This is a genomic window from Streptomyces sp. NPDC058246 (genome assembly GCF_042881985.1).
In the GTDB taxonomy this organism is placed as follows: domain Bacteria; phylum Actinomycetota; class Actinomycetes; order Streptomycetales; family Streptomycetaceae; genus Streptomyces.
Map to the genome: position 1 here is coordinate 180,362 of NZ_JBHVWZ010000009.1, position 22,760 is coordinate 203,121.

The 22,760-nt window shown below is 70.0% G+C and carries 16 protein-coding genes, 2 tRNA genes and 1 pseudogene; 11 read left to right on the forward strand and 8 right to left on the reverse strand.

Going from position 1 to position 22,760, the window contains the following annotated elements:
- The first annotated feature begins 208 nt into the window (after window positions 1-208).
- The 7 genes and pseudogenes from ACFVXA_RS16310 to ACFVXA_RS16340 all read left to right on the forward strand — a co-directional run bounded on the left by ACFVXA_RS16310 (window position 209) and on the right by ACFVXA_RS16340 (window position 8,218).
- On the forward strand, window positions 209-1,657 hold the full coding sequence (locus ACFVXA_RS16310; protein WP_390025334.1) for an acyl-CoA dehydrogenase family protein: 1,449 nt from the start codon (window positions 209-211) through the stop codon (window positions 1,655-1,657).
- A gap of 119 nt (window positions 1,658-1,776) precedes the next feature.
- Window positions 1,777-2,706: a bifunctional MaoC family dehydratase N-terminal/OB-fold nucleic acid binding domain-containing protein gene (locus ACFVXA_RS16315; protein WP_389466046.1), complete on the forward strand. Its 930-nt coding sequence runs from the start codon at window positions 1,777-1,779 to the stop codon at window positions 2,704-2,706.
- Between the two features lies 1 nt (window position 2,707).
- The gene (locus tag ACFVXA_RS16320) at window positions 2,708-3,850 is read left to right on the forward strand and encodes an acyl-CoA dehydrogenase family protein (RefSeq protein ID WP_390025336.1); all 1,143 of its coding nucleotides are present in this window, start codon (window positions 2,708-2,710) and stop codon (window positions 3,848-3,850) included.
- A pseudogene (locus ACFVXA_RS16325) lies at window positions 3,847-4,233 on the forward strand (MaoC/PaaZ C-terminal domain-containing protein); the annotation flags it as partial. The gene ACFVXA_RS16320 and the pseudogene ACFVXA_RS16325, both read left to right, overlap by 4 nt.
- 107 nt (window positions 4,234-4,340) lie before the next feature.
- Entirely contained in the window at window positions 4,341-5,510 is a 1,170-nt protein-coding gene (locus tag ACFVXA_RS16330) for a lipid-transfer protein (protein ID WP_390025338.1), read from the forward strand.
- Window positions 5,511-5,754: 244 nt separating this feature from the next.
- Window positions 5,755-6,309, forward strand: coding sequence for a SigE family RNA polymerase sigma factor (locus ACFVXA_RS16335; RefSeq protein ID WP_362031186.1), 555 nt, complete (start codon window positions 5,755-5,757; stop codon window positions 6,307-6,309).
- A 232-nt stretch (window positions 6,310-6,541) separates the two neighbouring features.
- Window positions 6,542-8,218 (forward strand): long-chain fatty acid--CoA ligase, encoded by a 1,677-nt coding sequence (locus ACFVXA_RS16340; RefSeq protein ID WP_362031184.1) that lies wholly within the window; start codon window positions 6,542-6,544, stop codon window positions 8,216-8,218.
- Window positions 8,219-8,366: 148 nt separating this feature from the next.
- On the opposite strand, the gene ACFVXA_RS16345 is transcribed toward ACFVXA_RS16340, so the two are convergent.
- Window positions 8,367-12,785, reverse strand: coding sequence for a PAS domain-containing protein (locus ACFVXA_RS16345; RefSeq protein WP_390025340.1), 4,419 nt, complete (start codon window positions 12,783-12,785; stop codon window positions 8,367-8,369).
- Between the two features lie 242 nt (window positions 12,786-13,027).
- On the reverse strand, window positions 13,028-13,606 hold the full coding sequence (locus tag ACFVXA_RS16350) for an SSI family serine proteinase inhibitor (protein WP_383902851.1): 579 nt from the start codon (window positions 13,604-13,606) through the stop codon (window positions 13,028-13,030).
- A 158-nt stretch (window positions 13,607-13,764) separates the two neighbouring features.
- Between ACFVXA_RS16350 and ACFVXA_RS16355 the strand changes: the two genes are divergently transcribed.
- Together ACFVXA_RS16355 and ACFVXA_RS16360 are read left to right on the forward strand one after the other, a co-directional pair.
- Window positions 13,765-13,855 (forward strand) — tRNA-Ser (locus ACFVXA_RS16355).
- Between the two features lie 193 nt (window positions 13,856-14,048).
- Window positions 14,049-14,121, forward strand: a tRNA-Arg gene (locus ACFVXA_RS16360).
- Between the two features lie 99 nt (window positions 14,122-14,220).
- On the opposite strand, the gene ACFVXA_RS16365 is transcribed toward ACFVXA_RS16360, so the two are convergent.
- The 5 genes from ACFVXA_RS16365 to ACFVXA_RS16385 form a co-directional block, all read right to left on the reverse strand.
- Entirely contained in the window at window positions 14,221-14,508 is a 288-nt protein-coding gene (locus ACFVXA_RS16365) for a hypothetical protein (RefSeq protein ID WP_362031177.1), read from the reverse strand.
- Complete coding sequence (locus tag ACFVXA_RS16370) at window positions 14,505-15,191, reverse strand: hypothetical protein (protein WP_390025342.1); 687 nt, start codon at window positions 15,189-15,191, stop codon at window positions 14,505-14,507. The genes ACFVXA_RS16365 and ACFVXA_RS16370 overlap by 4 nt, the downstream gene beginning before the upstream one ends.
- Window positions 15,192-15,555: 364 nt before the next feature.
- Window positions 15,556-16,683, reverse strand: a complete 1,128-nt coding sequence (locus tag ACFVXA_RS16375) for a catalase family protein (protein WP_383738024.1) — start codon at window positions 16,681-16,683, stop codon at window positions 15,556-15,558.
- Window positions 16,684-16,738: 55 nt separating this feature from the next.
- Window positions 16,739-18,091 (reverse strand): Dyp-type peroxidase, encoded by a 1,353-nt coding sequence (locus tag ACFVXA_RS16380; RefSeq protein ID WP_383902846.1) that lies wholly within the window; start codon window positions 18,089-18,091, stop codon window positions 16,739-16,741.
- 117 nt (window positions 18,092-18,208) lie between these two features.
- The gene (locus tag ACFVXA_RS16385; protein ID WP_362031169.1) at window positions 18,209-18,799 is read right to left on the reverse strand and encodes a hypothetical protein; all 591 of its coding nucleotides are present in this window, start codon (window positions 18,797-18,799) and stop codon (window positions 18,209-18,211) included.
- Window positions 18,800-19,336: 537 nt separating this feature from the next.
- On the opposite strand from ACFVXA_RS16385, the gene ACFVXA_RS16390 reads away from it, so the two are divergent.
- On the forward strand, window positions 19,337-20,014 hold the full coding sequence (locus ACFVXA_RS16390; RefSeq protein WP_362031167.1) for a GAP family protein: 678 nt from the start codon (window positions 19,337-19,339) through the stop codon (window positions 20,012-20,014).
- Between the two features lie 145 nt (window positions 20,015-20,159).
- On the opposite strand, the gene ACFVXA_RS16395 is transcribed toward ACFVXA_RS16390, so the two are convergent.
- Window positions 20,160-21,524, reverse strand: coding sequence for a glutamate decarboxylase (locus ACFVXA_RS16395; protein WP_362031165.1), 1,365 nt, complete (start codon window positions 21,522-21,524; stop codon window positions 20,160-20,162).
- A gap of 682 nt (window positions 21,525-22,206) precedes the next feature.
- On the opposite strand from ACFVXA_RS16395, the gene ACFVXA_RS16400 reads away from it, so the two are divergent.
- Entirely contained in the window at window positions 22,207-22,755 is a 549-nt protein-coding gene (locus tag ACFVXA_RS16400; protein ID WP_390025344.1) for a hypothetical protein, read from the forward strand.
- Window positions 22,756-22,760 lie beyond the last annotated feature (5 nt).

The following is a 22,760-nucleotide window of genomic DNA, read 5'->3' on the forward strand; positions in this document are numbered from 1 at the left end:
TTGTGTTCTGTGGGGTCGTAACGCGTCTGCGCGGCGGTACTTCGGTGCCGCCGCGCAGACGTGTTCGGGGGACGGGGCGGACTCGTAGGAGCCCGTCGGAGTTCGTCTCCGGCGGTCCGAGGGGGCGGCTTCCACGACCTTGACAGCCAAGGGTATCTGACGGACAGTCAGAAACCCTTGCTCGTACGAGGTCCGGGAGGCCGGCACCGTGCACCTCGCCCCCACCGAGCGCCAGCAGCGGCTGCGCGCCGAGCTCCGTACGTACTTCCGGAGCCTGATGCCCGACGGACCGCCGCCCGCCGACGACCCGGCAGGGCAGCGCGCCGTGTTGCGCCGTATCGGCGCGGACGGACTGCTCGGTCTCGGCTGGCCCGTGGCGTACGGGGGCCAGGGGCGCGGCGCGGACGAGCAGTTCGTGTTCTTCGACGAGGCCTACCGGGCCGGCGCGCCGGTGTCCATGGTCACCCTGAACACCGTCGGGCCGACGCTCATGAAGTACGGGAGCGAGGAGCAGAAGGACTTCTTCCTGCCGCGCATCCTCAGCGGGGATCTCGTCTTCGCCATCGGGTACTCGGAGCCCTCCGCCGGTACGGACCTCGCCTCGCTGCGGACGCGCGCCGTACGGACGGGTGCACGGGCGGGCGCCCGGACGGGCGCTGTGCGGGCACGCGCCCTGCGGGAGGGCGAGGGCGAGGGCGAGGGCGGAGGGAAAGGCGGCGGAAAGGGCGATGGTGAGCGCGGCGGGGGTGGCGACGCCGATGGCGACGGCGGCGATGGCTGTCGCCGCGAGGGCGCGGGCTACGGCGGCGAGGGCGCGGGCGATGGCGACGGCGACGGCGACGGCGGCGATGGCTACGGCCGGGAGGGCGCGGGCTACGGCGGCGACGGTGGTGAGGGCGCGGGCTATGGCGGCGAGGGCGATTGGCTCATCGACGGGCAGAAGATCTTCACCTCCAACGCGCAGAACGCCGACTGGATCTGGCTCGCCTGCCGTACCGACCCGGACGCGCCGAAGCACCAGGGCATCTCGATCCTCCTCGTGCCCACGGACGCGCCGGGCTTCTCGTGGACGCCGATCGAGACGGTGGGCGGGCAGACGACCACGGCCACCTATTACGACGGGACCCGCGTCCCGGCCGGGAACCTCGTCGGCGAGAAGAACGGCGGCTGGGGACTCATCACCAACCAGCTCAATCACGAACGGGTCGCGCTCGCCGCGATCGGGATGCAGGCCCAGGACTTCTACGCGGCCGCGCTGGAGGCGGCGCGTACACCCGATCCAGTGACGGGTCGACGCCGGATTGACGAGCCGTGGGTGCGATTCCAGCTGGCCGAAGTGCATGCCCGATTGGCGGCATCACGCCTGCTCAACTGGCGTTTGGTGGGGGATGTGGGGGCCGGTCGGCTGGCCCCGGGCGACGCGAGCGGAGTGAAAGTCGCGGGAACCGAATCCGCGGTCGCGGTGTACCGAATGTGTCAGCACATTGTGGGAGCGGACGCACTGGTCCGCTCCGGTTCACCGGGAGTGTTCGGGGACGGCGAGCTGGAGCGGATGAACAGGGCGGCGCAGATCAACACGTTCGGGGGCGGGGTGAGCGAGGTGCAGCGGGAGATCGTGGCGACGATGCGGCTCGGGATGAAGAGGGGGCGGCGGTGAGTGACCGTGCGGAGGTGAGTGCGGGTGCGGCGGTGAGCGGGGACGCGGAGACGAACCGGGACGCGGCGGTGAGCGGGGACGCGAGGCCGAATGGGGGTGCGGCGGCGAGTGGGGGCGCGGTGGCGGGCGACGGCGCGGCCGTGGGCGACGACCTGGCGGTGCGGCTGAAGGCGTACGAGGGGCGGCCCGCCGCCGTCGCGGGCGTGGGCAAGGACCCGGTCAACGAGCCGATGATCCGGCACTGGTGCGAGGCGATGGGCGACAGCAATCCGGCGTATGCGGGGCCCGACGCCATAGCGCCGCCCACCATGCTCCAGGTGTGGACCATGGGCGGGCTCTCCGGCCACGCGGGCCGCTCGGACGCCTACGACGAGTTGCTCGGGCTGCTCGACGACGCCGGGTACGCCTCGGTGGTCGCCACCGACTGCGAGCAGGAGTATCTGCGTCCGCTGCGCCCGGGGGACGAGATCACCTTCGACGCGGTGATCGAGTCGGTCTCCGAGCGCAAGACGACGAAGCTGGGCACAGGGCACTTCGTCACGACGCGGATGGATGTGCGCGCGGGAGGAGAGCCGGCCGGGACGCATCGCTTCCGGATCCTCAAGTACGCGCCGGCACGGAGGAAGCCCCCCACGGCCCGGCGGCCGCGCCCCGTCGTCAACCGGGACAACGCCGGGTTCTGGGAGGGAGTAGGGCAGCACCGGCTGCTCATCCAGCGGTGCGGCGGGTGCGGGACGCTCCGGTTTCCCTGGCTGCCGGGGTGCCACGCGTGCGGCTGCCCGGAGTGGGACACGGTCGAGTCGAGCGGCGAGGGCACCGTCTACTCGTACGTGGTCATGCATCACCCGCCCTTCCCGGCCTTCGAACCGCCCTATGCGGTCGGGCTGGTCGAACTGGCCGAGGGCGTGCGGATCGTGAGCAATGTGGTGGGGGTGCCGTACGACAAGGTGCGGATCGGGATGCCCGTACGACTCGAATTCCAGTGCTACGACGAGGAGTTGGAGCTGCCGGTGTTCCGGGCCGTTGAGGTGGATGGCGGGGGGAGCTGAGATGGACTTCACGCCGACCGAGGAGCAGACGGCAGCCCGTGATCTGGCCGCGCGGATCTTCGGCGACCTCTCCACGCACGAGCGGCTCGCCGCGGCCGGGACCGGCAGCGACGCCGAACTGTGGAAGGAGCTGTGCGCGGCCGGGCTGGTGGCGGCGGTGGCGGACATAGGTCTGCTCGGACTGGTGCTCCTCCTGGAGGAGCAGGGGCGCACTACCGCCCAGGTGCCGTTCGCGGTGAGCTGTGTGTACGGGCTGCTGGCGGTGACGGCGCATGGTTCGGGGGAGCAGCGGGAGCGGCTGCTGCCCGGCATCGGGGACGGCACGGTGGTGGTGAGCGGGGCGGTCTCCGGGCCGGGCGCCGTGCGGGAGAGCGCTTCGGGGCGGCTGAGCGGCGTCCTCCCCGTGGTGCCGTGGCTTCGGGACGCCACCCATGTGCTCGTCGCGGACGACCGGCGTCGGCTGTGGCTGGTGCGGACCGCCGAGGCGGTGTGCGAGCCGGTGGAGCTGACGGCCCCCTGGTCGGCAGGACGTCTCACGCTCGACGGGACACCGGGCGAGCGGCTTGGTGCGCCGACGGGACGCGCGGACGTTTCCGACGGTGCGTCGGCGGGGCGCGCGGATGGTTCCGAGGCAGCCGGAGGCGCGGATGCTGCCGAGACAGCCGGACACGCGGATCCTCCCGTGAGCGCGTACGACGATGTCCTCGCCACCGCCCGTATCGCGTTCGCCGGACTGCAGGCCGGCGTCTGCGCGGGCTCGCTGGCGCGGGCCGTGGAGCACACCAACGCGCGCGAGCAGTTCGGGCGACCGCTCGCGGCCAAACAGGGGGTCCAACTCCGGGCCGCCGACGCCTACATGGACACCGAAGCGATACGGGTGACGGCGTACGAAGCGGCTTGGCGCCGCGACGAGGGGCTGCCGTACGCGTCGCACGCGCTGACCGCCGCCTGGTGGGCGTCGGAGGCAGGACAGCGGGTGGTGCACGCGGGCCAGCATCTGCACGGCGGGACGGGGGCCGACCTGGAGCACCCCGTGCACCGGCACTTTCTGTGGGGACGGCAGCTGGACGCGTATCTGGGATGCGGGAGCGAAGTGTTGCAGGAGCTGGGGGAGTTGATCGTGAGCGGGGAGGTGGAGACATGAGGGTCGGCGAAGTGCTGCCACCGCTGGAGATCGAGGTCACGCGGACGCTGATCGTGGCCGGGGCGATCGCGTCCCGGGACTACCAGGACGTGCACCACGACGCGGAGCTGGCGAGAGCGAAGGGCTCGCCGGACATCTTCATGAACATCCTGACGACCAACGGGCTGGTCGGACGGTACGTCACCGATCACTTCGGCCCGGCCGCCGTCCTGCGCAGGGTGGCCATACGGCTCGGTGCGCCGAACTACCCCGGGGACAGCATGGTGTTGACCGGAACCGTGGAGGAAGTCGACGGTGACACGGCCACGGTGAGGATCACCGGGGCCAACGGCATCGGCAAGCACGTCACCGGCACGGTGACGGTGACCGTCCCGAGCGCTGCCCCCGCCTCGGCCCTCGGCGTCCCCGCATCCTCAGCCCTCGGCACCTCCTCCCTCCCCGCCTCCTCCCTCCCCGCCGCCGCCGTCACCAACGCCGAGGGAGGCACCTCGTGAGCGTGCGGACGAGGGACAGCCTCGGCGGGAGCGCGGCGATCGTCGGGATCGGAGCCACCGAGTTCTCCAAGGACTCCGGGCGCAGTGAGCTGCGGCTGGCGGTGGAGGCGGTGCGGGCCGCGCTCGACGACGCCGGGCTGACGCCGGGGGACGTGGACGGGATGGTCACGTTCACCATGGACACGAGCCCGGAGATCACCGTCGCTCAGGCGGCGGGGATGGGGGAGCTGTCCTTCTTCTCCCGGATCCACTACGGCGGCGGGGCAGCCTGCGCGACCGTCCAGCAGGCGGCGCTCGCGGTGGCGACGGGGGTGGCCGAGGTCGTGGTCTGCTACCGGGCGTTCAACGAGCGGTCGGGCAGGAGATTCGGTTCGGGGGTGCAGCGGCGGGAGCCGTCGGCGGAGGGTGCGGCACTGGGCTGGTCCCTGCCGTTCGGGCTGCTCACACCCGCCTCCTGGGTGGCGATGACGGCCCAGCGGTATCTGCACACGTACGGGCTGACGCCTGAGGCGTTCGGCCATGTCGCCGTGGTGGACCGGAAGTACGCGGCGACGAACCCGGCGGCGTACTTCCACGGCAGACCGATCACGCTCGCCGAGCACGCGGCTTCGCGATGGATCGTCGAGCCGCTGCGGTTGCTGGACTGCTGCCAGGAGACGGACGGCGGTCAGGCATTGGTGGTCACCTCGGTGGAGCGGGCCCGCGATCTGCCGCATCGCCCCGCGGTGATCACGGCCGCCGCTCAGGGTGCGGGCCGGGCGCAGGAACAGATGACCAGCTTCTACCGGGACGACCTGACGGGCCTGCGGGAGATGGGCGTGGTGGCACGGCAGCTGTGGCGGACAGCAGGGCTGAGCCCGGCGGACATCGACGTGGGGATCCTGTACGACCACTTCACACCGTTCGTACTGATGCAGCTCGAGGAGTTCGGGTTCTGCAAACCGGGAGAGGCCGCGGACTTCGTCGCCGAGGAGCGGTTGCCGCTGAACACACACGGAGGACAGCTGGGGGAGGCGTATCTGCACGGGATGAACGGGATAGCGGAGGCGGTACGACAGCTGCGGGGCACGTCCGTGAACCAGATACCGGGAGCCGGCCGCGTCCTCGTCACCGCGGGTACGGGCGTTCCCACGTCGGGGCTGATTCTCGGGAGGGAGGAGGGATGAGCAGGGCCGGAGTGGTGGCCGCACCGTCGCCCCGCCCTGCCTGCTGTCGCCTCGTACTGCCGTCCCGTACTGCCGTCCCGTACTGCCCCAGGAGCCGTCCCTCAGGGGCGAACCCTCAGGGTGCAGGCGCTACTCGTCCACCCTCAGGAGGTGGGGCCAACCCCACTCCTACAACCTGAGGGGGACATCGCTTCGGGACCTGCGGCCGATCCGCGAGAGTAGGGGGCGAACCTAGCGTGGATCCATGACCACACCCGTCTGCACCAGCGCTTCGGACGCCGCGACGCGGACCCTTCCGTACGCGCCGTACTCATCGTTCGCGTCCTATGTGAAGGCCCGCCAGCCGGTGCTGCTGCGTACCGCGCGGTCGCTCACCGCGAACCCGTGCGATGCCGAGGACCTGCTGCAGACGGCGCTGACGAAGACGTACGTCGCCTGGGACCGTATCGAGGACCACCGGGCGCTGGACGGCTATGTGCGCCGGGCGCTGCTGAACACGCGGACGTCGCAGTGGCGCAAGCGCAAGGTCGACGAGTTCGCGTGCGACGAACTGCCGGAACCGGAGGGGCTGCCCACCACGGACCCCGCCGAGCAGCAGGCGCTGCACGACGCGATGTGGCGGGCGATCATGAAGTTGCCCGCGCGGCAGCGGGCGATGGTCGTCCTGCGGTATTACGAGGACCTGAGCGAGGCTCAGACGGCGGAGGTGCTCGGGGTCTCCGTCGGCACGGTCAAGTCGGCGGTGTCGCGTGCGCTGGGCAAGCTCCGCGAGGACCCTGAGCTGGCCCCTGCCAGGTAGACGCGGTGCGGCACCGCCATGGGCACCCGCCTTGGAACCCGCCATGAGCAGCCGCCCTGAGGCACCCGCCATGGGCACCCGCCGTGGGGCACCCTGCTCCCGCTCGGCCAACGGCCTCCCCCCGGCGGCGTCCGAATGGGCGGCCTGACCTGATCGATCATCCCGCCCCCTAGTGACATACCACGCGGTATGTGAGCAGAATCAGCGGAACCCTTGACCACCGCGTAGGGCAATGTCGCCCCGGGAGGACGCCGTGCTGAGCACGATGCAGGACGTACCGCTGACTGTGACCCGCATTCTCGTGCACGGAGCGCTTGTGCACGGGTCGTCGCAGATCACGACCTGGACCGGGGAGGGCGAGCCGCAGCGCCGCAGTTTCCGCGAGGCGGCGGTGCGCGCCGTCCAGCTCGCCCACGCCTTGCGCGAGGACCTCGGAGTGACCGGGGACGAGCGGGTCGCGACGCTGATGTGGAACAACGCGGAGCACGTGGAGGCGTACTTCGCGATCCCCTCCATGGGCGCCGTCCTGCACACGCTGAACCTCCGCCTCCCGGCGGAGCAGCTCATCTTCATCGTGAACCACGCCGCCGACCGCGTGGTCATCGCCAACGGCTCGCTGCTTCCGCTGCTCGCGCCGCTCCTCCCCCATCTGCCCACGGTGGAGCATGTGGTGGTCTCGGGGCCCGGTGACCGTTCGCTGCTCGCCGGAGCGTCCGTCCAGGTGCACGAGTACGAGGAGCTGATCGCCGGGAAGCCCACGACGTACGACTGGCCGGAGATCGACGAGCGTCAGGCCGCGGCCATGTGTTACACCTCCGGCACCACCGGAGACCCCAAGGGCGTGGTGTACTCGCACCGCTCGATCTACCTGCACTCCATGCAGGTCAACATGGCTCAGTCGATGGGGCTCACGGACCGCGACACCTCCCTCGTCGTGGTCCCGCAGTTCCACGTCAACGCCTGGGGCCTGCCGCACGCGACCTTCATGACCGGCATCAACATGCTCATGCCGGACCGTTTCCTGCAGCCCGCGCCGCTCGCCGAGATGATCGAGAGCGAGCGGCCGACGCACGCCGCGGCCGTCCCCACCATCTGGCAGGGCCTGCTCGCCGAGCTGCACGCCAAGCCCCGTGACGTCTCCTCGCTCACCCAGGTCACCATCGGCGGATCGGCCTGCCCGCCCTCGCTCATGGCGGCCTTCGACGAGCTGGGCATGCGGGTCTGCCACGCCTGGGGCATGACCGAGACCTCGCCGCTCGGCACGGTCGCCCGGCCGCCGGCCCACGCCGTGGGCACGGAGGAGGAGTTCGCGTACCGGCTGACGCAGGGCCGTTTCCCGGCCGGCGTCGAGGCCCGCCTCACCGGCCCCGGCGGCGAACGGCTGCCCTGGGACGGCGAGTCCGCGGGCGAGCTGGAGGTGCGGGGCCCCTGGATCGCGGGCGCCTACTACGGCGGCCAGGGCGCCGAGCCGCTGCGCCCCGCCGACAAGTTCAGCGAGGACGGCTGGCTCAAGACGGGTGACGTCGGCACGATCAGCGCCGACGGCTTCCTGACGCTGACCGACCGCGCCAAGGACGTCATCAAGTCGGGCGGCGAGTGGATCTCGTCCGTCGACCTGGAGAACGCCCTCATGTCCCACCCGGACGTGACAGAGGCCGCCGTCGTCGCGGTGCCCGACGACAAGTGGGGCGAGCGGCCCCTGGCCACCGTCGTCCTGAGGGCCGGCTCCACCGCCGACTTCGAGGCGCTGCGCGCCTTCCTCGCCGCCGAGGGGAAGATCGCGAAGTGGCAGCTACCCGAGCGCTGGACGATCATCGAGTCGGTTCCGAAGACGAGCGTCGGGAAGTTCGACAAGAAGGTGCTCCGCAGGCAGTACGCGGAGGGTGAGCTGGACGTGACCAACCTCTGACAGCGGCTCGTGGAGCAGCAGCTCCGACACACGTACGCGAAGTGCTACGCCGGGTGGAGAACCATGGGGTTCTCCACCCGGCGTAGCACTCGACGTACCCGCAGCCCGCAGCCCGCAGCCCGCAGCTTGCGGGCCGCGGGCCGCTGCCCTAGTTGGTGCCGATGCGCGCCAGCAGGTCCACGATCCGGTCCTGCACCGCGGCGCTCGTCGAACGCTCGGCGAGGAAGAGGACCGTCTCCCCCGCGGCCAGGCGGGGCAGTTCGGCCCGGTCGACAGCGGCGGTGTAGACGACGAGCGGCGTGCGGTTCAACTGGCCGTTCGCGCGCAGCCAGTCGACGATTCCGGCGCGCCGGCGCACGACCTGCATCAGGTCCATCACGACGAGGTTCGGCCGCATCTGCGCGGCCAGTGTCACGGCGTCCTCGTCGGTCGACGCCCGCGCCACCTGCATCCCGCGCCGCTCCAGCGTCGCGGTCAGCGCGAGCGCGATCTCCGCGTGCTCCTCGATGAGCAGCACGCGCGGCGGGTGCTGCTCGGAGTCCCGGGGCGCCAGGGCCTTCAGGAGTACGGCGGGATCGGCGCCGTACGCCGCCTCGCGCGTCGCCTGCCCGAGTCCCGCCGTCACCAGGACGGGGACCTCGGCGGCGACGGCGGCCTGGCGCAGCGACTGCAACGCCGTGCGGGTGATCGGCCCGGTCAGCGGGTCGACGAAGAGCGCGGCCGGGAACGCGGCGATCTGCGCGTCGACCTCCTCGCGCGAGTGCACGATGACGGGCCGGTAGCCGCGGTCGCTCAGCGCCTGCTGGGTGCTGACGTCGGGCGCGGGCCACACGAGCAGGCGCCGCGGGTTGTCCAGCGGCTCCGGGGGAAGCTCATCGTCCAGGGGCCGCGGCTGCGGCTGGTCGGCGACCTCGACCGCACCGCCGGGACCGTCGAGCGGCTCGGGGCCCTCGTCGGCGTTCTCGTCCGGTGCCCCTATGGCGTACGAGCGTCCGACGCCCTCGGTGGCTCCGGGCAGCCGGGGTCCGGAGGCCGGGGCGGTCTGCCCGGCCTGCGGGTGCGGACGGGCCCCCGCCTCCGGGCGCTCGGCGGCGGGCTCGGGGCGCGTACCGAGCTTGCGGCGGCGGCCCGAGCCGTTCGTCTGGTGCGGCGGAGGCGTGGCGGCCTGGGGCCCGCCACCCGGCTGGTTCGGCGCGGTGGGTGCTGCGGGTGCGTTCGGCGCGGGCTGCCGGGCGAACGGGACGCCCTGGCCGAGTGTCCGCACGCTGATCGCGCGTCCCTGCGTCGAGTTGGGGTCGACCGGGGCCGCGGCCTCGGCGGGCAGCGGCTGAGCGACGCGCGGCTGCGCCGGGAGTTCGGGCGGGAGGGGGGTGCCCGGGGCCGGGGTGGGTGCGTTCGGCGCGGGGCGCGCGGTCTGCACCGGGGCGCCGGGCTGTACGGGGGCCGCCGCTCCCGGGGGTACGGGGGTCGGAGTGCCTGTGCCTGAGGTGTCGTTGACACCGGCACCGGCACCGGCACCGGCACCGGCACCGGCACCGGCGTTCGCGTTCGGCCACGGCTGTGGACTCGGCGTCGGGACGCCCGCGGCCGGGGTGGGCGGAGCGGCGGAAGCGGTCTGCGGTACCTGGGAAGGCGCCTGCGGTGCCTGTCCGGAAACCGGTCGGCCGGCGGGGGCCGCACCCGGAACGCCCTGTGCGGGAACTCCTTGCGTGGGAACTCCCTGGGCCTGCGCAGGGACGCCTTGCGCGGGAACGGTCTGACCGGGAACGGTCTGACCGGGAACGGGAACCCCCGTTGCCGGCACCCCCTGCGCCGGACCCCCTTGGGCGGGAACCCCTTGCACCGCCGTCCCCGCCGCGTCCGGCTGCCCCGGAGCCCGGCGGGCGCGCCGCCGTCCCGTCGGAGCGGAGACGGGGTGCGGCTGCGGCGGAGTGTGATCGTCGGCAGGGTCGTGCAGCATCGCGTCATGACGGCCGTCGTCGGCCGGATGGGGCGCGACGACGGAACCGTCGCCCTGCGGCATCTGAGCCTGAGCCTGAGCCGCGGCCTGGGCGGTCCGGGCCTGTGCCTGCGCGGCCTGCGCCTGGACGTACTCGGGTGAGCGGTCCGCCTCCGCGGGCGGCAGCGCGAACACCGTACGCCCGCCCGCCTCCTGCGCGGCGGCACGCTCCGCCGCGGCGGCCAGCGCACGCCGACGCCGCCCGGTCGGCTGCCCCGCCTCCGCGGAGGCACCGCCGTCCGGCACACCCTGCCCACCCGGGGCGACAGGGGCGGTGGGCGCCGCGGGCAAGGCCGGCGGCAGCGCGTGCTGTTCGCCGTCCCGCCGCGCACGCCGCCCGGAGGGCACCGGCACCCCCTGCGGAGGCACCGTCCCGCCCAGACCCGTACCCGCGGCGGCGGTGCCCGCCGCGTGTTCGGACGCCATGACGACGGCGCCCTCGGACACACCACCGCCCACATCGCCCGCCGTCGTACCGTCGCCCGCGCCCTCGGCCGGACTCGGCCGCCCACGTCGCCGCCCGGTACCACCGGACCCAGAACCGGACCCGGACCCGGACTCGGACCCGGACCCGGACCCGGATTCGGAACCGGAGGCCCCACCGTCACCGAGACCCTCGACGGCCGGTCCTGCCGGTCCTGCCGGTACGGCCGTACCGGCTGATCCCGGTCCAGACCCCTGCGCCGGAACCGACACCTCGCCGTCCCCCGCACGCCGCCGACGCCGCCCCGTGGGAGCGCCACCGTCGCCCGGGGTCTCGGGCTCCCCCGTCACCTCGCTGTCCAGGAAGGAGTCCACGGAGGACCGCCGGGCCCGCCGCCTGCCGCCGTGGTGCGAGGTCCCCGAGGCCTGCTCGGCAAGGGCGATCTCGGTACCGGGAGTGTTCTGGGGAGCCGCAACCGTCCCGGCGCCGCCCCCGATCGGCACCTCCAGCACGAACGCGCTGCCGCTCATCCCCGGCACCTCGTGCGTCTGCAGCACGCCACCGTGCGCGCGCACGATCCCGCGCACGATCGGCTCGTGCACCGGGTCTCCCCCGGCGTACGGGCCGCGCACCTCGATGCGTACGCCCTCACCGCGCTGCGCCGCCGCCACGACCACGGTGTTGTCCATGTAACCGCCCGCGGACACCGGCGCGTTGCCGGTCGAGTCGACGCCGGCGACGTCCGCGATGAGATGCGCGAGGGCCTTCGCGAGCCGCTGCGGGTCGACCTCGGCCTCGATGGGCGGCGCGTGCACGGCGAACTGCACACGCCCGGGCCCGATCAGTTCGACGGCACCCTCCACACCGGCCGCGACGACCGCGTCGAGCATGACGTTCGTACGGACGATCTCCTCGGCGCCTGCGTCCAGCCGCTGGTAGCCGAGGACGTTGTCGACGAGCGTCGTGATCCGCGAGTAGCCGGCCGCGAGGTGGTGGAGGACCTGGTTGGCCTCGGGCCACAGCTGTCCGGCGTCGTCGGCGGCGAGCTTGGAGAGTTCGCCGCGGAGTTGGTCGAGCGGGCCGCGCAGGGACTGGTCGAGCACGGCGAGCAGCTGCTCGTGCCGCGCGGTCAGCGCCTCGTACCGGTCCTTCTCGCGCTCGCCGAGCGCGGCGTACCGCTCGTCGCCGGCGGCGAGTTCCTCCTCGTGCTGCTCGCTCAGCTCGGCGAGCTCGGCCGCGTGGGCCTCGCGCAGCGCCGCGAGCTCCGCGGCGTGCTCGCCGGCGATCCGGGCGAGCTCCTCGGCGTGCCGGGCGGCCTCGGCGTCCTTCTTCTCGGCGAGGGTGTCGTACGGCCGCCGGTCGGTGAAGGTCATCACGGCGCCGACGAGCTGGTCCCCGTCCCGCACCGGCGCGGTCGTGAGGTCGACCGGCACCTTGTCCCCGGACTTGGACCACAGCACCTGCCCGCGCACCCGGTGCTTGCGCCCGGAGCGGAGGGTGTCGGCGAGCGGCGACTCCTCGTAGGGGAAGGGATCGCCGTCCGCGCGCGAGTGGAGGATGAGGGCGTGCAGGTCCTGGCCGCCGAGATCGCTGGCCCGGTAACCCAGTATCTGAGCGGCGGCGGGATTGACGAGTACGACCCGCCCCTCCGTGTCGGTCCCGACGACCCCCTCGGCCGCCGCGCGCAGGATCATCTCGGTCTGCCGTTGCGAACGCGCGAGTTCGGCCTCGGTGTCGACGGTGCCCGACAGATCGCGTACGACGAGCATGAGCAGCTCGTCAGGGGTGGGGCCGTAGCTGTCGTAGGCCTGCTGGCCGTTCTCCAGATTCGCACTGGTGACCTCGACCGGGAACTCGGTCCCGTCGGTCCGCCGCGCGATCATCCTGGTCGGCTTGGTCCGTCCGCGCTGGTCGATGGTGTCGGGCCGCCGCATGGATCCCGGAATCAGCCGGGAGTCGAACTGCGGCAGCAGATCGAGCAGTCCCCGGCCCACCAGAGCCGTGCCCGGGGCCTCGAAGGCCTCCAGGGCGATGGTGTTGGCGTTGACGACGGTCCCATTGGCGTTGACCAGCACCAACGCATCGGGCAGCGCGTCCAGTATGGCTGCGAGGCGAGCAGCGCCTCGGGATGGCCTGCTGCTCACGAGACGCTTCCTCCCTGTTACCGCACCTTGCCGACCGCGGATGCCATCTTGCCAACCGGCCCGCAGCGTGTCACGCGAGGGAGTCTACGGGCAGAGGTTGCGCTCGCGACGCCGGATGAGAGGGAGGTCGCACGCGGAAGTGACGCAGAAGAGACGTAGAACCTGTGACCGTGCATTTCGCCCCTCGAAACCGTTCGGAACCCCTCGGAACCCTTCACCCTGCTGAGGCCGCCGTTCCTCGGCTAAGCGCGGGTGTCCGGGAGCAGCGGCACCAGCGCGTCCCACCGCCCGATCTCGCACCCGTTCGTGCGATCGAACCGCGCGTCGACAGGGCGCCCCGCCCAGGTCCCGGTGACATGCGCGGTGGCCGGACCGCCGTAGAGCATCGTGCACATGGCGCCCGGCGGCACCGGAGCGAAGATGTCCTTGCCCCAGGTGGTGCTCCGGTCCAGTTTGTCGCAGGCCCCGCTCACATCGGGGTGGGTGCCGCCACCGGGATGACACCGCAGTTCGTACGTCCCGTCCGCACCACCTCCCGCGTCGTGGACGGTCACGGTCAGCCGGTCCCCGGATTCCTCACCGCCGGCAGGCGGAGGCATCGTCCGGGCGAGCCCCTGGAGAACCGGTTCGCCGTACGAGGTGGTGGCGGGCCGGGCGGCCGAGGTGGCTCCGGAAGGGCCGGAAGGGCCGGAAGGGGAGGACATGGCCAGGGAGGACAAGGGGGCGACGGGCGCGGCCGGGGCGGCGGACGCGGCGGGTACGGCGGTGGACAGCGCGGCGGTGGCGGTCGCGGCGGTGGTGAGAACGAGACGGCTCAACATGACCTGACTAACGTCAGGGGCACCGCCCGGTTGCGACGCGGCAATGGACTTTGCTCTGCGGGCCGCCTGCCTAGTACCGTAGGGGGCGATTGGTGACACCACGCTCGACTGTGTCATCATCTGCACGCACCACTCGCGCTCGCGCGGGCGGCTGTGCGGGAGGCGTCGCCTAGTCCGGTCTATGGCGCCGCACTGCTAATGCGGTTTGGGACTTCAATCCCATCGAGGGTTCAAATCCCTCCGCCTCCGCGCCAAGATCCGAAGCCCCGGTCCAGGTGGACCGGGGCTTCGGCGTTACCCGGCCCTGAAGCGCGTTTTCCCAGCTCACAAGGGGTGCGGCAAACGGATTTCACATGGCGGCGGCAGTCATGTAATGTTCTTCCTGTCGCCGCGAGCGGGCCGAAAGCCCGGGAAGCGGGACAGCAGGACAAAAACAAAACAAGCACTCGTAGCTTAACGGATAGAGCATCTGACTACGGATCAGAAGGTTGCAGGTTCGAATCCTGCCGAGTGCACACCGAACCAGAGGCCCTGTGGAGTGATCCACAGGGCCTCTGGTCTTTTGCGCTGACGGCAGCGTTTGACGGCGAAGGAATCGACACGAGTGCAGCGGGCTACACGTAGAGATCCATAGGCTCAGCGGCGTACGTACCATCGGGCACCTTGACGTTGGTCAGCTCGAACCGCTCGCGGTGACCATCCACCATCACTCTGATCACCGTGCCTGGAGGGCGTGTCGTAGCGTGCTGCATCGGGTGCCCGTCCGTGCCCACCGTGCCGAGCAGGGTGTACCGGCGATATCTGGCCCTTCGCCGTCCGACGAACCACGTACCGAGAATGATCAGAAGAGCGGCTCCCAACTCTCCGAGGAGGTTGGGCAGCGCCTGGTCGAGGATGCTCATGCTGCCGTCCCCCAGAGCTTCGCGACGAGACGTCGGATCTTGCGGCGCATCTGATCTCCGGAGCGGTCCGGGTCGGTGGAGCCGGCGATCGCGGCGGCGTCGCTCCACGTGCTTACTCCGGGCCTGCACCATGCGCGCAGTGTCGCGTGTTCCTCCGTGGTGAGGGCGTCCAGGAGTGATCGAACGCGAGGGTCTTGCAGCCGGGAGTCGAGCTCTGCGGCAGGTTCGAAGCGGGACACCTCATGGACCCCCGCGGGGAAGAGCCCGTCGTACGTGAGGACGCTCTTGCCGTCGACCTGGCGTCTCCACAGCGGGTGCCCGAGTGCGTCGTCCCTCAGAATCCTGCGTACCAGTCCAGGCAATGCGGACTCGGCGGCACGGTCCAACTCGGTGCCGAAAAGCAGGAGACTTGTGGCTACTTCGATGCCGGTTCCGGGGCTGTGATGGAGTCGCGTGCGGGCGAAGGACTCGACTGTGTCGATGTCGCCCGTCATGGCCGCCTTACGGGCCTCACTCAATGCATCGCGAAAATTGACGCTGTAGTGGGAAGCCAAGGCCGACTGGCTCTCGGCAGTCGAGACCTGCGGTGCTCCGCTGACGGCCCGCACGGCGGTCTGGTAGCTCTCGCCGGTCCACTTCTGGCGTCTCCTGGCATCGAGCTTGCGGCGTCGGTGCTTGACCACGTGGTCGTCCTGATTCCGGCGTGGCGGTCCCGTGACTCCGCGCGCCTACAGGGGCGGTCGAAGTCACAGGATGCGAAGCACCTTCAGGCCGTCATCGCTGTCACCGGTCACGCCCCGAAGTGCTTCGGGCCGTCATCGCGGTCACCGGTCACGGGCCGGTCAACTAGGCCAAGGCCGCTGCACGGCCAGGGAGTCAGCGTAGCGGGGAAGCCAGTGGATTCGTCAAGAGGGGACGGTCCTCCATGACCGCCCCCTGCAACACGCCAATCACGGGAATGGATTGGATCGAAGGTGGCCGTACTCCCCTGCCGTACAGAGGGGTTGTGGCCCGGGTGGGCGCTTGCCGTCCCGTTGGTCGGCTTGATCAGGCCGGGCCAAGTACCTCATCGGCGCTGCGGGGCTCCGCGCGCGACTGCTGGTTGAGCTTGTGGCGTTCGATGGAGGATCGCCGGTAGACCTCCTTGCGGGATCGCATGATGTTGCCGAGGGGCGCGTGTTCGGCAGTGACCCGCCAGGGTGTGAAGGACAGCGAGTCCATCTTCTCCAGGTTTTCCGGGCCGGAGATGTCCTGCTGCGGCAGCCGCAGCCTGGCCACGGTGACGGACGGCGAGAGCTGCTCGGGCCACTCCACGGTGGTGTTCTCCACCGGCATCCGCTCCAGGTCGGTGCAGAGCTGTACCTGGATGTCGAAGGCGTAGGGGCGCTCCTGCAACTCGGCTTGCAGGGCCGGTCGGAAGACCTCCTGCGCGGAGGTCGGGTCGATGTCGCGCCGGACCACCGCGGCGGCGAAGGACGGGTCGGGGGTGATGCGCACCTTGGCTATGTAGTCCCCGTGCCGGACCGCGCCCATCGTCCAGTAGCTCGACAGCAGCAGATTGGCCGGAGGGATCTTTGACAGGCGCAGGAAGGCCAGGAACTCGTCCCACGCCCAGCTGTCCTGGTCCAGCGTTCCCTTTCCGGTCACGAACTCGGTGAAGAAGCGATGCGCGCCGGGTCGGCCCTGGGAGAAGTAGGCCGGCGCGTTCAGGAACAACTCCTGGATGAACAGGTAGTGCTCGACTGTGTTGCAGAAGAAGATCGGTCCGTTGATGTTGGCGTAGTCGAAGGTGCCTGTGTCCGGTTCGTCTTCCAGCAGGGTCGGGCCGGGGATGTCGAAGATCTTCAGCGCCAGTCCGGTGGCGGCGCCCAGTCGCGCGTCGGCTCCGGCGTGAGGCGAGCCGTTGGAGAAACGGATGAGCGCATCGTGGGTTCCCGGAGTCGCGTAGATGCCTTGGGCGTACTCGGGGGGAAGCCCGTCCAGGATCTCCACTTCCCCTCGGACCAGCCCGTAGCCCTTGGCATGGGCGTCGCGCAGGGCTCGTCCGGTGCCACCGGCCTTGACGGAGTCGGTGATGTAGGCCTCGGTCTTTTCGATCACCGTCTGCACGTTCTGGTCGAAGTGCGGGTCCTCGTCTTCGACGTCGGGCGTGTAGGGGACGAACTGTGCTGCCATGACTTCGACCTCTCCTCAGAGACCGTGGTGGGGCCTCAGGGCGCAGGAATTGCCCTCAGTCCTCCAGCTCCGCGAGCCAGCGCAGGGCGCGCAGACCCGGCAGGAAGCAGTACTCACCGCCCCGGGTGACCACGAAGCTGGGCAGGTTCTGCAGGCGCCGCCGGACCGGCTTCTCCGGGATGGTGGCGCTGCCGGTTCCGTCGTGGTGTCCGGCTACCGGATCCTTCTCGCCGGGGTAGCCGATGAAGTTGCCGTCATTGACCCACTCAGCCTTGATGAATTCGAACTGTCGTTCAAGGTGGGCTCCGATGAAGACTCCGACCAGGCCCCGGTCGGCGCCGTCGTCCTCCAGTACGCCCTCCGGCAGAGGTGGGCCGTAGGTGGTGCCGCGGCGGATGAGGCGGTGCATCCGCGCCTCGCCGATGATGGTGGCATCGCGCGGGTTGTTACGCCGGATGTGTGCGCCGGCGGGGCACCGGAAGCCCCGATCGTCGTTCTCCCGGTAGAGGAAGTCGTTGACGCGGTGCGGATCGGCCGCCAGCTCTGGATCATCGTGCTCCGGCGACAGCGCCAACGGCGCCCCACTGGGCCAGCGCCCGACCATCTTCGCCGCCAGGAGCGCCTCCTCCTCGGCGCTGGAACTGTTCGCGCGCAGGTATCGGCGCCAGGCCGCCACATTGGTGTGGAGCTTGCGCACGGCCACGAAGGTCCCGTTGCGCCCCAGTACATCGGGGCTGGGCATGGGCGGCAGGCTGCCGGTCTCGTCGGGGTAGCCGAGGATGAACTCGCCGGCCTTGATGGGAACTTCCTGCGGGTTGGAGCCGGGCAGGCCGACGCCCTCGATGTTCGGATGGCTGATGCCGTCACGGAATCCGAAGGTGGTGCGCCCGGTCGGGAGTTGGTGCACCTCCTGCTGCCAGATCACCTGGACACCGGGCGTGGCCTCGTAGGCGACACGGGCCCGTTCCAGCTCCTTGTCCAGCTGCGCCGCATCGGAGGAGAGGGCGCTCAACGCGATATGGACATCGCCCGTTCCGAAGGGTGCCTCCCAGTGGGCCGCGGCACTCTCGCCCACGTCACCGATCCGCTCCGCCCGCGCGGCCATGCCCTCACGAAACGCCCGCGGAAAGCTGTCCAGCGACTCCTCGGGCACACCCAGGGCCCTCAGTCCCTGGTAGGTGAACGCCACAGCCACCCAGGCGTCCTGGCTCCGGTCCACGCTGGGCAGACCACCCGCGGTCACCGGGAGCAGCCGCCGCAGCAGGGCCCGCCCGGCGTGGCGGTCATCGACCCGCAGGAAGATGAACCTTCCCTCGTACGGCACCGGCCGTGGACGCAATGCCCCACTTTGGACGTCGTCGATCTCGACGCGCACATTGGCCGCGCTGCTGCTTGCCGTCGTGTTCATGCTCGCTTGTGCCTCCACATCGGCCTCTGCCTGGTCAGCACTCCAGCGGCCGACCCGAGCCCGCCGACGCGGTCCACCGATGGTGGGTCGGCTCTGAGGGTTGGTTGTGTCCGGGTTCTAGGCCGCGGCTTCCTCCATCAGCTTCTGGAAGGCCGGCGTGGCCAGCAACTCCGCGTTGGCCGGGTTGTCCAGCGCCGCCCGGAACTCAGGGGTGTCCAGCACCGCCTGGAACGCCTCGTTCACGCGTTGGTCCTTCCAGATCTGCTGAACGGTCAGATCGGGATACGAGCTGACGAAGACACCGGCAGGCCCCTGGTGGGCGACGAACCAGTCCTTCACCCCTGGATCGCTGACGCCAGGAAACCCTTCGGTGTGCGAGAAGACCTTGTCGAAGCGGGCCCCGACCACCGTCTTGCCGAAGTCGTCGATGTAGGTGTCCCAGGAGCCGTCGAAGACGCTGGCGAACATGTGCCGGGTGTCGTTGTCGAACAACACATGGCGTGCGTCGTGCAGGGTGCCGATCTCGTGCAGTGCCCCACGCGCCTGCACATCAGCCGACCCGGCGGCGAGCGTGGCGAGATCCTCCCGCATCGCATCGGCGTGGCCCGGCTTGATCTTGGTAAAGACGGTGAATTCGCTACACACCCCATCCGTCATACCCGGCCGCTCGGGCTGAGCTGACTGGGTCGCATCTGTCGTCGCAGCCATCGTGAGTCACTCCTGCCACGGATCGGTTCGAGGGTCGCCAAGCGCTCGAACATGAGGCGCCATCGCCCTCACCTCCAATCCTTACTCCACACGTACCGCCTCGCACCCCCGGCCATGGGCCAGGTGATTACCCAGGATCCCCGCGTCCTGAGGGACTCCCGAGGACAGATCCGGAAAGGCGCAGGAAGATGTATCTGGGACGTGGCGTCACCGTCACGTCCTCGGGCAGCCGCCTCCGCATGGCCGTGAAGACAGGGACGCAACCGACCACGCAGCGACCCGTCGCTCCGCCCGGGTGCTGGCCCCGCCGCAATGCACCGTGCGGGGTGGAGCGACGAAGCGCTCAGGCGGAGTTCGCCGTCCACATCGGCCGCTTCCGGACAGGCCGTGACCCACGGCCCAGGGTCCCTCTGCAGACCCTGTGCCCGTCGCCGACCGTCCCACGGCTGCCCGCACAGGGCGTCGGGGCACCCACCAAGCATTGCTCAACCGGATGCTCAACCGGATCGCCGCCCTGATCCCCGTCTGGAGGCAACCATGGGCAAAGTTCTCGGTGACGTGCTGGGCCTTGCGGCCGCCGTCGCGATCAGCCCGCTCCCGATCATCGCCATCATTCTCATACTCGCCACGCCTAGGGGACGTCTCAACGGCCCCCTCTTCACCGTCGGCTGGATCCTGGGACTCTCGGCACTGGGCGCGGTGATGCTGGCAGTCGCTTCCCCCGCAGGTGCCTCCGCCCACAATCAGCCTGCCACCTGGGTGGGAGCCCTCAAGCTCGCTCTGGGCGTGCTCCTCGTCCTCTTCGGCGCCCGGCAATGGCACCGGCGCCCGAGGGATCCCTCGCAAGCCCAACTGCCCAAGTGGATGGGCGCGATCGACCGCCTCACGCCGGTCAAGGTCTTGGGACTCGGACTGGCCCTGGCCGCACTCAACGCCAAGAACGCCCCGCTGACCATCGCCGCGGCCGCGTCCATCGGCTCAGCCGGACTGCCAGTCGGGCAGCAGATCGCATCGCTGGCAATCTTCGTCCTGATCGCCACCCTCGGCCTTCTGGCCCCACTGGGAGTCTTCCTCCTCGGAGGAGAGCGAGCCAAAACCACGCTCGGCAATTGGAAAGACTGGGCCGCGCAGCACAACGTCGCCGTGATGGCGGTCCTGTTCTTCGTTCTCGGGTTGAAACTGCTCGGCGACGGCATCGGCATCCTCACCTCCTGACTTCAAATCCCCCACCCACCAAGCAGGTTGAGGGCCTCAGATCGGGTGAGTCGGTCAGAGGACGTCGTCTTGCGCGCTGTCAGCGGGTGCCCGACGTTCCCGGGGTCCGCTCGATCGGGCACGTCTGAGGCACGGCGGCGGGGCGTCAGTAGCCGGTACCGCGCTTGACCTGGGCCCGCTCGACCCCGTGAGTCGCACCCTTGTCGTCCAAAGTGCGACACGCGTCGACGATGTCCTGGCTCAGGCGTTCGATCTGCTCGCGGCTCAGGGTCTCCTTGACCAGGGCACGCATGATCTTCACCCGCTCCGCGTTGGGCGGGAGGGTGTACGCCGGCACCATCCAGCCGCGCTCGGCCGAGAGCTGCCAGGCGACGTCGGACTCGTCGTAGGGGTGCTTGCCGGCGAGACGGAAAGCGACCAGGGGCAACTGCTCGAGGTCGCTGCCGATCACTTCGAAGCGGCCGCTGCTACGCAGGTTTTCCGCCAACGCACGGGCGTTCTCCTGCATCACCTTCATGACGTAGGTGTAGCCCTGGCGACCGAGCCGCACGAAGTTGTAGTACTGCGCGAGCACCATCGATGCGCCGGTGGAGAAGTTCAGCGTGAACGTCGCGTCGGTCTTGCCCAAATAGTTCTCGTAGAACACGAGGCTCTTGGCCAGGTCGGACTCCTCACGGAAGACCAGCCAGCCGATGCCGGGGTAAACCAGGCCGTACTTGTGTCCCGAGACATTGATCGAACGGACCTGCTCGAGCCGGAAGTCCCATTTCGAGTCCGGGTAGAGGAAGGGCCATACGAACGCGCCGCTGGCGCCGTCGACGTGGATCGGGATGTCGAGATCGCGCTCTTTACGGACGTCTCGCAGGAGCTTGTCGATCCCGACGACGTCGTCCTTGTGGCCGGTGAACGTGGTGCCGAGGACGGCGACGACGCCGATCGTGTTCTCGTCGAGATGGGGCTCCACGTCCTCCGGGCCGATCGTGTACTTGCCCTCTGCAAGCGGCACGATCCGCGGTTCGACGTCGAAGTAGCGGCAGAACTTCTCCCACACGACGTGGACGTCCCCGCCGAAAATCAGGTTGGGCCGATCGATCGACAGGTTGGCCGCCTGGCGGCGCTCGCGCCACTTCCACTTCAGCGACAGCGCGCCGAGCATGATCGCCTCGGACGAGCCCTGGGTCCGACATCCGGCCGTCCTGCCAGGGGCGTGGAAGAGGTCGGCGAGCATGCGCACGCAACGCTGCTCGATCTCGGCGGAAATGGGGTACTCGGCGTGGTCGATAAAATTGCGGTGGAGGTTCTCGGCAATGAGCCGTTGCGCCTCCGGCTCCATCCAAGTAGTGACAAACGTGGCCAGGTTGCGTTGCGGGTCGCCCTCCATGGCGAGATCCACATCCACGAGCCTCATTGCGTCCGTCGCGGCCATGCCTTCCTCGGGGAAAGTCTCCGAGGGAGCGGGCTCGGTCAAAAATCGGTTGCCGAACAGGGCCGCGTCGTCGCGCTTGGTCATACGACGATTCAAGCAGTGCCGGAGCCGGCCTCTGGGACGGACACGCTGAGGCGCAATAGCAAGGTTTCGATCATGAACGTGGCCGCCCGTCACAGCTACTTGGAGCACGAATCTCGACAGGAAGAAATGCGTGAAGGCAGCAGAGATCGCGAGCAAGCGCCGAGCGCCTGTCCTGGCCGCCGGCCTCGAAGACGAGCCAGTGTTTTAGCGGCTTCGCCATACCGGCCGGCTCACCGTTGGAATCCCTGGCCATCCCCTTGATGTCAGCGAGACTCGACACTCCGAACTTACCGGGGAATTCAAGCAGCGCCCCCTTGGGGGATTCGAGAGTCATTACCTCGAAATCCCGCGATGAGCCATTCTTGTACACGGTGAGTCGGATCCATCCCGGTGTCTGAGGGCCACCGCCGGAGGCTTCTCTGCTTCTCTCTCGGGCTGGTGTCGCGCCGGAGGCTGCGGTGCGCGCCGCGCTTGCGCGCGCGGCGCCTTGATGAAGTAGGGAAGTGTGGCTGAGAGGTTGGGGCAGTCCGCCGCGCGTTGGTGAGCAGCATCCGGGGATATTCACTCATCTGTGGTCACAACACGGGCATACCCTCTCCACGCGGCGCACATGGGGACGCATGATGCCCTCCGGCACATCACGTCCTTTGGGGGGACCATGCCCGACAGCACGCCACCACCCATGCCCGACAGCACGCCACCACCCATGCCCGACTTCCCGCCGTCACCGCGGCCGGTGGTGAAGAAGAACCACACCAACGCGATCATCGTCGGTTCGGCGGCCGCACTCATCGCCGCGGTCGTCGCCACCGGAGTCGTCGTCGTGCAGTCCAGAGACGACACCAGCAAACCAGGCACCGCCGCCGAGTCGAGCACCCCGGGCACAGACGCCGTGGCCGACGCCGCCGACCCGGAGCCGACGTACACCGACATCGACGCCAACAGCTTCACGATCGAACTGCGCACCACCAAGCGGCAGTGCTTCGGATCGGCGGGCTGCAACGTGACGGTCGAACCGGACCTGACCTACCTGGGCGACACCGAGGGCATCGACCCGGATGCGATGTACGAGATCACCTATGAGATCCACGGCGACGAGGCCGGCCCGGTCATTGAGACGGCCGAGCTGTCGGACCGGACGAGCCTGAATTTCACGCCGTCTCTGATCAGCACGGCTTCGGCGGGCACGAAAGTGTCCGTGGAGATCACTGACGTCGCGGCTCGGGGGTGAGGGGG